Below are 13,354 nucleotides of genomic sequence, written 5' to 3' on the forward strand. Positions count from 1 at the left end.
ATGGCACAGGTATCTGCAATTGGTGATGTGGTTAACGATGAAGAGCGCAAAGCGATCGCTTGGCTAAAAGAAAAGTTACCCGACGATTACTTTATTATTCATAGCTTTGAAGTTGAGCAGTATGACCAGCTGTTTGAAGTGGATATCTGTGTTGTTGCGCCCCATGCTATTTACTTGGTGGATGCCAAGGGCATCCACGGAAAAGTTGAGGTAGATGGCACCATGTGGCACACCGCCTACAACAGCTATCGCTCGCCATTGCCAAAATTACGCGGCAATGCGAAGTCGTTATCCGGCCTCATTTGTAAGCAAAATCGCGCAAATAGGGATTTGAAAAACATCTATGTAGACGCTGCGGTGGTGCTCACCATAGATGATTGCGAGTTCAAGGACCCGGAAGATCGCGAGCGCGGCCATGTAGTGGCACTAAAAAACAGCACCCGTTTCTTCACCGACAGTACCCGTATTCCAGAGCGCTTTGAGCGCAATGTGACTAAGTACATTCAGATTATCGAAGAGGCTCTGGGGAAGTCGGCCAAAAAGCGTAGCCATGGTGTACGTTTTGGTAACTGGGAAGTGGCTGAAACCTTGGTTGATAATCAGTACTTTACGGAATACCGAGTATTTAACATTACCGCTGGCCGCAAAGGCGGTACTGTGCTGGCTAAAGCCTATAAAGCCGACCCTTACCTGCCAGATGAAGAACGTAGCAAGCAAAAACGCCTGATTGAAAACGCGTATCGTGCCATTGCAAAAATGCCCTCGCATTCCGCCATTATTGGTGTGAAAGACTTCTTTGTTACCGAAGCGCAAGATAAATACTTGTTATTAACCGATGACATTCCTGGCGAAATCCTTAGCAAAAAGCTTAAAGCCGCAAGCTCACTGCTCACATTGGATCAGAAAAAGCGCATCGTTAATGACTTGTTGCTGGCGTTAGCCCATTTATGCCGCAATGGCGTGGTGCATCGCAATATTACCCCTGAGCATATCTTAATGGGGGCCGACGGTCAGCCAAGGCTGATTGATTTTGACTACGCTCGGATAGGGGCTGAAAACACCACCACGATTGCCGACGAAGTACAGCAGCGGATCTCAAACCGTTATAAAGCACCCGAACTCTGGGCTGATAGCCATGCAGCGAGCTGCGCCACGGATATTTACAGTTTAGGTTTGGTTATTTTTGAGCTGTTTAGTGGTGATGCGGCTTTTGATTCAGTCACTCAAGCTATCGAGAAATCCTGTGTGCTCAGTACAAAGTTAAGTGAGAGCAATAAGCAGCTGCCCACAGAATTTGATGGTTGGCTGCAAACCTTATGTCACAAAGAGGCACTGCAACGGCCAAGCCCAGAAGATGCTCTGGCACAATTTAATGCACTCTGGCACCCCAAAGCAGTAGAAACTACTGAGCCTAATAAACCCGAACAACTGAGTGTTAAAGCGCCGAATAACCATGAGCCTTCAGTCAATTACAAGCGCTTACCGAGTGGCTACCACCTAACTAATAAATACGTTGTGCAGCAACCGCTGGGTAAACCTGGCGGTTTTGGTATTGTGTATAAGGTAACGGATACCTTTGGTGATGTTTCGCGTGCGGTGAAGCTAATTTTGAATGATAGAGAATCGGTACTAGAGCGTTTAAAGCAGGAATACCGCACCTTGGTAAAACTGCCAGAGCACCCCTATGTGGTAAAGGTATACGATGCAGACGTATTACCTAACCAAGGCCCCCCTTATATTGTTTTTGAGTACCTTGAAGGGCTAGATGTCAGTGAACTGATCCAACAGCGCTCATTAACGGCACACGAAGTGTGGACCATGGCCAAGCAAGTAGCGGAAGGTTTACAGCATTTACACGAGCACAATATTTTCCACTGTGACATCAAGCCGCAAAATCTTATGTGGAAAGATGGCAAAGTTCGTATCATCGATTTTAACGTATCGGTAGATGCTGAAGATCTAACATTAGGGGGCGGTTCAAGAAAGTATTTACCACCAGATTTAAGCATTACTGAAACACCGCAATCCTCTGATTTAGTTGACAGGGATCTATATGCCTTGGGTATAACCCTGTATCGAGCTATGACCGGTGAATACCCATGGGCCAACGTGCAGTGCCCGCCTATGGACGAGTTAGCGCGTCATCCTAGTGAGTTTACCCAGAGCTTTAATTTAACCGATGATGTTTCGGCGGTACTGCTAAAACTGATCGCCCCTAAACGAGTTGACCGCTTTGAGTCCGCCGAGCAATTGCTCAAAGCACTGAATAAAGTCCAGCAGTTGAAAAAGGCGCAAACCTTATCGGAAGAAAGTACTTCGCAGTTTCATTTGCCGCCACTTGCCGACGGCTCTAACCCAAGTAAATCTGCGTTTCATGATTTTATGCTGACGCTGTATAGCCAAAGTCGTCATTCAAACGCGGGCACCCGTGGCTTAGATGATTACGCAAGGTTAATTTACGTTGAAACCGCCTTGGATACCGAGCTTGCACCAGCAATTCTGGCTGGGCAACTGCGCTTAGTGCTAATTACCGGTAATGCCGGTGATGGTAAAACTGCATTTTTACAACAATTGGAGTCTCAGGTTGAGGCGCAAGGAACGAGCGTTCATTTAAACCCACAAGGGAATGGCAGCTGGTTTGAAATAAATGGCCATAAGTACCTAACTAACTACGATGGTAGTCAAGACGAAGGTAGCAAAGATAATGATGCGGTACTCGAAGAGTTCTTTAGCGTTTATCAAGGTAACGATTCAAATACATGGCCACACCACGAGACTCGTTTAATTGCTATTAACGAAGGCCGTTTGGTCGACTTTTTAAGCCAACACTCGGAAGGCTTTTCCGCTCTAAAAGCCGTGGTTGAACAAAGTTTAAAAGATGGTTCGGTGCAAAATGATGTAGCGGTAGTAAACCTAAATATGCGTGATGTGCTGGCTTCGACGCAAAGCCAACCTGAGTCTATTTTTGAACGTATCATCGGAAAAATGACGTTGGCCAAAGTTTGGCAAGGCTGTGATTATTGTGCGCTAAAAGACAAATGCTACGTTAAGCACAATATTGCTACTTTTCAGGATGAGCAAACTGGCCCTAAAGTCATCGAGCGTTTGAAGTATATTTACAAATTGACCAGTTTACGCAATCAGCTACATATCACGATGCGTGATTTGCGCTCGGCACTGAGTTATACGCTAGTCGGTGAATACTCCTGTAACGAAATTAAAGAAATCTATGCCAATGGGGAAGCTGACAAAATTCTTCATGGCTATTACTTTAACGCTTGGTGCGGTAACGACAATACGCAAGATAGATTGTTAAAGCTGCTAAGAGAAACCGATATTGCTCAAGGGTCTGACGTGCGCTTAGATCGCGGATTGGACTTTTTAGGTTTAGATGCTGTTGATTGGTTTCAGTTCGAGCAGCGTAGTGAACACGAAACCCAACTGTTGGCCAATGCTCATCAGAGCTTACCAAATGGCACAGCACTGAGTGAGAGTAAGGAACGCTATCTAACTCATCGTAATGTGGTTGGGATGTTACGCAGAAGGGCCTATTTTGAGCGCCGTGGAGAAAACTGGCAAGCATTACTGCCTTATCGTTCAGCAAAGTTATTAGTACGTTACCTCGAAGACAGTGCATTACTGAATGAAGCGAAATCGCTTGCCATTAATGCAATAAACCGCGGTGAAGGTTTGCATAACCCGATGTATTTTAACGGCCAACTGGCGATGCAAGTACGTAAGGTACACTTAGGCACTATTAGAAGTTATCGCTTATTCCCATCGGATGTTTTTTCAATTGAAGTGAAAGACTCAGCGATGAACTCATCATTTGTGGAACATAGCCCGCAGTCACTATTGCTTAAGTACCAAGATGCAACCGGCCTTACCGCAGAGTTGGAATTAGATTTGGACTTGTTTGAAATACTGCATCGCCTTAATCAAGGCTATGTGCCTTCGGCGCAAGCGGAGCAGAGTTTTTATTTAAGTTTAACCGTATTTAAGAACGTACTGGCTTCAGCGCCTTATCAAGAGGTTTTGTTAACTACCAACGGTCAACAGTATGAAAAAATAACCCGCGACGAAGGTGGTGTGTTGCAGTTAGAACGATTGGTAGCGGAGGTTCAGCCATGAAGGTAGGGAAAAAAGATAAGGCTTTTCGCACCAATAAAGTGAGCTATCTTGATTACAAAATTGTCGAAATGGACAGGGTCTTAACTCATTTATTCGCTCGGCTAAAGCACAATGGAGCATCCAGTAAACTAAGTGCTAAAGGTATGACGGTTGAGTTGTTTAAGGACGAGTTTTTAGACTCTCGTAACGGAAAGCATTTTAAAAACTTTTCTCAAGCCCCTATTACTATTGAAAAGTGGATTGAAACCCACTTGGTGGATTTAATAAATCGTGGCAAGGCTAACGAAGCGGTTGCTGCGCCGAGACCACTTCACGGTAATACTTATTTGTTTCGAAATCCTAAAAATTGCCGAGATTATGGTGCCTCTAAGCAAGTATATGAGTTGCTTTACCATGCCAATAATGGTCAGACCGCGATTAACCGACTCAAACAGTTTTTCTTTGCTGGTGTCGATTCTACGACAGGTCAGTATGATAGCTCTTCCCAAGTAGATGTTGAAACGCAGGCAATATTAAGACTGTCTGATCAAGTAAAGTCTGACGCGCCTGATCATGCTGACTTACAAGAACGTTTTGCGCCGCTTAATCAACAGGCTGCGGATATTCTAACTGAAGATATCATTAAGTTACTGACGTATCGCCAGTATATTCCCCGATCAGTGATGGTTGAGTACATAAAGATATTATTAGCTTTTCACTTGGCGCTATACCAATTGAAATTGTTCAAGTTGCTACCTGCTTTGGCTAAGAGTAAGGGCCGTAATCTCCACGAGAGTAGTAAACAAAAGACGGCGCTCTATGTGGACATGACAAATGGTGCTAATGGCTTGAGTGAATCGATGGCTGAGCAAAGTGCGACGTTACACTACAAGCGTATTCCAGCTTTTATTAAAGCTTATTTCGGGGTTAAAAAACTCGATGAGTTTGCAGAGTATCTTTCGAAAAAAGGAAAATTATCGGGGGCAAAATCGATAAAACAAATGTCAGTGCCTGATTTGTTTACTCTGCTGGAGTCGCCGTTAGAGCAAGAGCGCGATCAGTTTTTTGGTCAGCGTAATGCTGGAATTTTAGATGCGTCAGTGTCATCTGCTCATGAATCAGAAGACATTCCGCCAGAGATTCATGCTATTACCCAACTTGGCTTAACAGAGTATGAAACCTACATAGAAATTTTGTTGTTTGTACAAGGTAATGCGATCCGTTCTGGCTTAGTCAAAAACTTAGATAGTTTTATGCTCAAAAATAAGCCTGGTGCTTTGTTGGAGCAACAAAGTGGTAGCAATGGTGGCCGGCGATTTAGCGTTGATGGACGACTGCTAGAAGTGTTGTTACAGCTGGCGGTACTCACCAAAGGTGGTGACTTGGGTTTTCACACTAACGAGTTAAGAGTTGATGAGCTGTTAACTTTCTTAAAAGAACGATATGGCATTTTTATTGATTCGTTACCCGACACAGATGCTTTCTATGAGTCATCAATTGATGTGAATAAAGCGCTCAGAGATAACTTGTCTGGTTTTAAGCGCCGGTTACGAGAAATTGGTTTTTATCGCGATCTTTCTGATGCGTATGTAACACAAACGGTTACTCCAAGATATCAGATAAATAGTAAGCAAAATGAGAGTATGAAAGGATATAGCGCATGATTAAGGGAATTCAAACCGTTATTAAGTCAGATATTGACGGCAGCTTAATCAGTGTCCTTGTACCTAAGTTTAAGATGTTGCTAGAAACTCGCGGTGCGGGCCACTGCATGAAGGTATCTGATTTAGAAACAGAGCTGATGTATCAGCTTAGTGAAGTCGTATCTGGGGCTGTTGAGTATGCCCAGGTTGCCGTATTGGCAATGAAAGCGACGCGTAATTTTTCGGTTACCAGTACCAAGCTTGTTGAACTGCGAAACCCTGATGAACACGGCCAGCTTCGCCAGCCATTACTGATTTTTGTACCCAATGAATTAAAAACGTCCTCTGAAGACTCTTTTGGTGCAGCGACCTTTGAGCAAATTGATATTTCAGATGCTTATTGGCTGGCGTTTAATCAAGTAAAGGCTGAATCTCCCGAGCCGATTAAGCGGTTGTTAGACGAAGTTTACTTCATTCTTCAAGAAAAGGCGGCGCTAAAACTCAGTGCTTATCAATGGTTGCGATACGCGCTAACAATTAAGGTTAATGGCTTTGATCCAAGTGTTGCTGGCGCTGCTCTTTACGAGCTGGGGCTAATTCCTGATCTTGAGTTGCATCAAGATCATTCTATGTTGGTACGCAAATTAGTTAAAAATCGCGAGTGTGTGCAAATTATAAACCGCTCTGAGAAATCAGCGATTGCAACCGTTTATGACCTGCAGCTAGACGGTGAAGATTTTAACAAGAGATTAGCGCTCTTTTTAAATGATCAGGAAAATCTACTCGACAGCAGTTGGCGCAAGCAGTTAGTGGTGGATAGCAGCAATTGGGCACTCACTTTTGATAAGTGGCGCTTTCAATATGAGGAAGATGCCACTGATGCGGTTTGTTTAACGGTGACTGAGGTTGGTTTGCCGCTTATTCCTGATGATGAAACAGACCCAAACTTGCAACAATTGATTGGCCAACAAGTATTAACGACTGGCCAAGGTGGTTTGAAAAAGTTTTCTGTGACTTTTTCTGTTTCACCAAAGCCTAGTGAAGTTAATGGTTTAGCGAAATATAAAGCTCAGGTGTTTACTCAACAAGGTGATTTTGTTGGGTTAATTAAGGTAGGTAAAGCTACACCAAAATCCACAGTTACAATCACGTTTAACAAGTTGACTGGAATCGAATGGGAAGAAGGTTGGCATTACATTCGAATTCAAGCGTTTGATGAAAACGATGAATTGTTACCTTTGGTTGATGACAAACAGTGTCCAATACCGTGGGGTACGTCCAGTGCGGAGGAAGCTGGCTCACGAATTAATGAAAGTGATCTGTTTTATGTATTGCCAGCGGCAGATGCTGAAGTTGAGCCAATTGAGGGGCGAAAAGTCAGAGAGGCGTCATTAGCGCATGCGAAGATTAAAGCTGAATTTGCCAACGTCATCGAAACTGAGAAATTTGCCCATGTTGAAGTAGTGGAAACGACTTGGCAGGATAGTAAGAGTAAGGCTGAGTCGATCGTCAATGTGAAATTCAAGAAAGGTAGTGGTATTCAAATTCCCGTTACCACTTACTTAAAAAACTTTGAGCAAAAAATTCTAGCTAACCCAATGGCAGCTTTGACTTGGCGTGTAGAAATTCGCAATCAAGAAGCAAGTGAGTCTGGTGCCGATGCTGTAGATTGGCCAATAAAGGGTGTAGAAAGCCAGTTTGAAAAGTTTAAAGTGGCGCGTGAAGCGTACTTCCAAGTTATACATCAAGATGAGAAAGAGCTAGTTTCTGTCGCTCATGATCATGTGTCTTCATCACATGAGGCCTACCTGTATTCCAGCAGCTATCTAGAATACCTAGCAGCGGTATTTCAGGAAACTGAAAATGGACATGACTATTCGACTGAATTAGCTGCGTTACTTCGCTTGGATTCACTTTCAATCGTGATATGGAATTATGACGGCAGCTATAAAAAGGCCATGTTACTGGGGCCTACACATCCACTGAGGGCTTTATGGCTAGGTGGATGGGCTTCTCTTGCGGAAGCTTGGGCAAGACAGAGTGAGAAGGTTGGTAAGGAAATTGCGGTAGGAACTAAAAACAGTTTATTAGAAGAACTCGCGTTAACCAATTTTCCTTACGTACTGCCAGACTCTCAAGGCCAGTTGATGGTCGCACTTGATAGTATTCATCCATTTTGGAGTATTTTGTCGTCTGCACAAGAAAAAGAGCCACAAGCACTCATTGATAAAATTAAAACTGCATTTGGTATTAAAAATGATTACCAGCAAGTTGGTAAGCAAAGTAGTACTTTTCTCGCCACAAAAGTCGAAAGATATCTGATACAACATCCCTATGTGAACTGTTTATCAATCAATGTGTTTAACGCGGGGTCTGCGGGAGCCGTAGCGGGTATGGTGTTGGCTTTGAGAAAGAAGCCGGAGCTAAAGCATATTAGTTTTGATATTCGTCTATTCGTAGCTGACCCATATGCAACAGAAGTAGGCGCTGATTTATTTAAGCTCATAAATAGTGGCGAAGACAGTGAGAATGAAAACCAGCTATTTCATTCAGCAGAAAATCACTTGCAACCTAAATTAAGTATTTCACTCAGAGCGAGCTCTGAGTTTGAGCAGTCGCCTGATGAGTTTCAGTCTCATCTTAGCATGTTATTCGATGTGTTCCCTGCACAAGAGTTATCGGTAGTAAAACCGCAGGCTGATGAACAAGTTGCTCCTATATATGGATTGTATCAGGACTATTGCATTGATTACTTCGATGAGAATGGGGTTGTTGCCTGGGATCGCCACACGAGACATGGTGCTGCAAAAATGCTTTTTGGCGGCCAAGTATCGGAGACTATCGCGAAATTGCCTAAAATGATGTCGGCAATAACTGCATCATTGGCGACGGGCGACTTTTCTTTAGAACAGGTTCCAGTAGTCAGGTTGGCTCTTGATAGCGCTGAAAGAGCTTTGTTAAATCAATTGCACGAAGTCAGTGACTGGGTGTTCACTGTCGATAGAAATTTGGGAATTGAATTTTTTGATCACGGTGGTAAAGACGGCCGACCAGACTATCTGATTGATCATAGTCCGGAAATGGCCTCCTCAAATACACATAATTTTGTTATTACATCGCGCTCAACAACAGAAATAGAAGCTTTATTGAGGGGGACCTTAGAACAGCATCAAATTGTTCCAGATGTAGATAAGGCGACGCGGGTTTTAGATTCGCTCAGAGCGTTGTCAGGTAGGCTGGCGCTAAAATTGGCCTCAAATAGCGCTTCAAAGTCTGAAGCCTTAGGATTGGCGTTATCCAAACTCTATTTGGAGTACCAGGGTGTGTTTAAGGATCAGGTAATCGTTCCGTTAGATGCCCACCTTGAGCTTTATTCTGATCTTCAGAAGGCCGATGGAGAGCTAGGTGCCGACGTTAGCTTTAAAAGAACTGACTTAGCATTATTTGATTTGGATGCTTCGTCACGCACTATTCGATGTAATTTAGTGGAAGTGAAGTGCTATTCAGAAGTCGGAGATTTGGCTAAATACGAAAGTCTGAAGAAGAGTATTGCTGAGCAAATTTCGGAATCGGAGCGTGTTATTCAGCGTCATTTTGATTTAATGCGAACAACACCGGATAGACCTGATCGCTTAGTTAAAACTCAAAAGATTTGTGTTCTTCTTGAACATTACCTGAAACGATCTGAGCGTTTTGGTTTATTGAGTTCTGAGATTGTCGAGGAAGCAAAATTTTTGCTTCGAACTTTGGAGGAAGGGTACAAGCTTTCAATTACTCGAAGTGCTGTTATTTTCGATTTTGGTCAGAATAGCTCTGGGGTTGAAAAAGAAGTCGGTATCGAGTTTCATCGTGTTGGGCGAAACCATATTGACGAACTGCTCTCCGCTAAAGTGCCTGAGGATAATGAACACAGTGAAGGGACGTTGGATTCACTTGAACTAACGCTGCCTAAGTTAACTTCGGCCGAGTTTTTACATAAAGAGCGAGATAGAACCGTATCTTGGGCTGAATTAGTATCTCAAGCTGCGATCACTTTACCTGAGCGGCCAGATGCTTCGGAAGATGAAACGATTAAAGTACTGCCTTTTAATGATGAGCCGGCTACTGTTTTACCGTCGATTAGTCAGAGTGTTGAAGAAGTAAAACCTGTTGGTAATCCAGCTCCTGTAGTAGCTAATCCTGAAGAGCCAGTGCCTGGCGAAAATTTGCACATTCCGAACATCACAACGGGTAATAAAGTTGAGGTCGTTCCCCACGATATTGTTCTTGGTGTCAACGGTGACTCTGCTCAGTTTGGCCTATTGGGAGAGGTCCATGGACGGAAAATAGCTTTAGATTTAAACCATACACACACGCTAAGTTTATTTGGTGTTCAAGGTGGGGGCAAAAGCTATACATTGGGCTCAGTTGTTGAGATGGCAACTAAATCAATTCCATCGATCAATACGCTACATAAAGAGTTGGCGAGTGTGATATTCCATTACAGTGCTACTCAGGACTATAAACCTGAGTTTACGTCGATGATTGTTCTGGTCTAATCCCATCGGACACTTAATTTTGAGACAGTATGGTCAATAAATTAAGAGGTCTATATGAGTCTGAAAAAATCACATAAGAGTTATCCGCAGGCATTTAAAGATGAAGCCGTCTTGATGGTGCTGGAGCAAGGTTATAGCGTTGCCGATGCGGCAAAGTCTCTTGGAGTTAGCACGAGCCTGCTTTACAACTGGAAGGAAAAACACGAAGCCCTGCAACAAGGCATCACCTTAGAAGAGTCTGAGCGTGATGAGTTGAAGCGATTGCGTAGAGAAAACAAAGAATTACGCATGGAGAAAGAAATTCTAAAAAAGGCAAGCGCCTTCTTTGCGAGAGAAATGAAGTAAGATTTCGTTTCATCAAACTGCAATCTCACCTGTTTCCCATAACACTGTTATGTCGAGTAATGAGTGTCAGTAAGTCAGGCTATTACGATTGGCATAAACGCCCTGCAAACGTGATAAGCGTTGAAACACTGAAGCTTTATCGCCTTGTTCGACAGCTATTTAAGCAAAGTCGAGGCAGCTTAGGGAATCGTGAAATGGTGAAGAAATTGCGCAAGGAAGGCTACCAGGTTGGTCGCTATCTCGTTCGTAAAATTATGCACCGCCTTCGACTCAAAGCAACCCAGCGATGTGCTTACAAGGTGACGACACAGCGAAAACACTCAGATGCAGTGGCTGATAACCTGTTAAACATGAACTTTAATCCAGTATCGGCTAATCAGGTCTGGGCGGGTGACGTGACCTATTTAAAGACGGGTGAAGGCTGGATGTACTTAGCTGTGGTGATGGATTTATATTCACGCCGGATTGTGGGATGGCGCATAGACAAACGCATGACCACAGATTTGATATCCAAGGCATTAATAAAAGCCTACAACCTGCGACAACCAGCGCGAGGGCTGGTATTTCACAGTGACCGAGGCTCGCAATATACCAGTAAACAATTCGGTAGGCTGCTATCGAGCTATGGTATCCGAGCCAGCATGGGTGATGTGGGTGCGTGTTGGGATAATGCCGTTGTTGAGCGATTCTTTGGTAGCTTGAAACACGATTGGATTTTTAAAGTTGCTCAACCAACAAGGGAGTTTATGAAGCAAGATGTGACGGCTTACATCAAATATTACAACTTGGAGCGACTTCATTCTGCTAATAACGATCTGTCACCTGTAGAGTTTGAGAATTCTCAAGTAAAAGTGTCCAGTTTGGGTTGACCAGTACAGATAGCCCCAAATGACGATCTTACGCAGTTAGCAAAGCTCAAAGAAGTATATGGTGCGGAGCCAACTTCCTTAGATGATGTTGTGTTGTTAGCTCCTGAAGACAAGTTAAACGAACGTCGTGCAGAGTACCCTGGAATTGAGGTACATCCATTGAAGTTTTGTTCTTCTGAATTGCAAGCTGGGCATTGGAAGTTTTTGATGGGGGCTATAGGTAACCAAGCTGCGTATATTCGCCAACTTGGCAATATTATGCGTAAAAATCGAAATAACCTCTCGATTCAAGCGATAAGAGACGGAATACAAAACTCTAGTCTTTCTGATTCTCTTAAAGATCTAGCAGATATGCGCTTGGATTTTGCTGAGCAGTATATTGATGACCAATTAAACGTTGGTTCGCTGATTCGACCAGGTAGAATGATCGTTGTTGATGTTCGAGACGAATTCATCGAAAAAGATGAGGCATTAGGTTTATTTGTGGTGCTTCTGCAAATATTCTCGGAAGCCAAGTACCAAGGGCAATCTTTTAACAAACTAATTGTGTTTGATGAATGTCATAAATACATCGATAGTCCAGACCTAGTAAAAGGGCTTGTGGAAACGGTACGCGAAATGCGCCACAAGGGCACCAGTGTCATGATTGCCAGCCAAGATCCGCCGTCTGTACCGATAGAACTTATTCAGCTTTCTTCACAGATAATATTGCATAAGTTCAATGCACCTGATTGGTTAAAGCATATTCAAAAAGCCTGTATCGGTTTGAAATCTCTAACGCCTGAGAAGCTCGGAGCATTAAAACCAGGAGAAGCATTTATTTGGTCTAGTAAAGCTAGCGACAATGCATTTGTAAGTGATGCAATGAAGATTCAATGTCGCCCAAGGGTGACAAAGCATGGTGGCGATACTTTGACTGCTATTTAGCAATCTTTTAGACTGGTAAAAGAGACAATCAAATTTGTCTCTTTCTAGTACAACTGAGTCAATCCAAATAAGCTGGCTTATAAGTAAAAAGGCTAAATAACTGTTCCTAATAGTGCTACATTTTGCCGGAATCCATGTGGCGGAAGGTATGTGTGTAATCCTGGCACCAAAGCCTGAAGTAACAAGACTCAGCGCACGATGCATGCTCCGTATCCCTTGTAGAAACCTTACGAGTGAAGTGATCTAGTATTCGGAACAGCTATTTAGTGTTCAACTTCCGCCAATAAATTGATTTACAGGTAAAAATGACTGTCAAAGTATCTCATATCACTCACATTGATAATCTGTTCAGCATTCTTACCTAAGGATGCTTATGGTCCGATCATAAGCGCATTGAACTTGGTTTAGTTAACCAGAATATTGGCTATAGCCACATTAAGCAGCGTCGTTTAGTTCGCATTGTGAATGTGGCTGCTGGTGGGACTATTGGCCAATATGTGCCGTTTAATTTTTGTCCTCGCTCCGTGATGCTATTTGTGATCCATAAAGGCCATGAAGACTATCAAGGTGGGCAAGAGCGCGTATTGCATTTGATCAGTGATATCGACACCATTCGATTGACTAACGATAATTGCTTTTTTACCGATATACATGCAGATTTAGACTATGCCGAACAAATAGATGATTTCACTCGTATTAATGAATTGGACTTAGAGTGGATCATTAATGAACGCTATTGGTCAGACTTTAAAGAGGAGAAGCAGGCCGAATTTTTGGCATTCGAATCTGTGGCATGGCACACTATCCGACAAATCGGGGTAAAAACCCAAGCGGTAGCAGAAGAAGTGAGCGTATTACTACAAGCTGTACAGCATAAGCCTGAGGTTATTGTGCGGCCACAGTGGTATTACTAGAGGTTAAA

5 protein-coding genes and 1 pseudogene are annotated in these 13,354 nt (G+C 43.3%); all 6 read left to right on the top strand.

The genetic code is table 11. From position 1 onward, the window contains the following. The gene (gene mads6, locus SO_RS06785; protein ID WP_011071654.1) at positions 1 to 4,131 is read left to right on the top strand and encodes a methylation-associated defense system protein kinase MAD6; all 4,131 of its coding nucleotides are present in this window, start codon (positions 1 to 3) and stop codon (positions 4,129 to 4,131) included. Next, entirely contained in the window at positions 4,128 to 5,774 is a 1,647-nt protein-coding gene (gene mads7, locus SO_RS06790) for a methylation-associated defense system protein MAD7 (RefSeq protein ID WP_011071655.1), read from the top strand. The genes mads6 and mads7 overlap by 4 nt, the downstream gene beginning before the upstream one ends. Then, positions 5,771 to 10,291, top strand: coding sequence for a methylation-associated defense system ATP-binding protein MAD8 (mads8, locus tag SO_RS06795; RefSeq protein ID WP_202950647.1), 4,521 nt, complete (start codon positions 5,771 to 5,773; stop codon positions 10,289 to 10,291). Before mads7 ends, mads8 begins: the two co-directional genes overlap by 4 nt. A gap of 54 nt (positions 10,292 to 10,345) precedes the next feature. Further along, a protein-coding gene (locus SO_RS06800) for an IS3-like element ISSod1 family transposase (RefSeq protein ID WP_141135407.1) occupies positions 10,346 to 11,505 on the top strand; the annotation gives its coding sequence in 2 pieces (ribosomal slippage) (positions 10,346 to 10,595 and positions 10,595 to 11,505; 1,161 coding nt in all). Positions 11,506 to 11,595: 90 nt separating this feature from the next. Further along, entirely contained in the window at positions 11,596 to 12,432 is an 837-nt protein-coding gene (locus SO_RS06805; RefSeq protein ID WP_164925655.1) for an ATP-binding protein, read from the top strand. A gap of 377 nt (positions 12,433 to 12,809) precedes the next feature. Then, positions 12,810 to 13,346 (top strand): annotated as a pseudogene (gene darT, locus SO_RS06810) (type II toxin-antitoxin system toxin DNA ADP-ribosyl transferase DarT); the annotation flags it as partial. Positions 13,347 to 13,354: the final 8 nt, after the last annotated feature.

It is taken from the genome of Shewanella oneidensis MR-1, from assembly GCF_000146165.2.
In the GTDB taxonomy this organism is placed as follows: Bacteria; Pseudomonadota; Gammaproteobacteria; order Enterobacterales; family Shewanellaceae; genus Shewanella; species Shewanella oneidensis.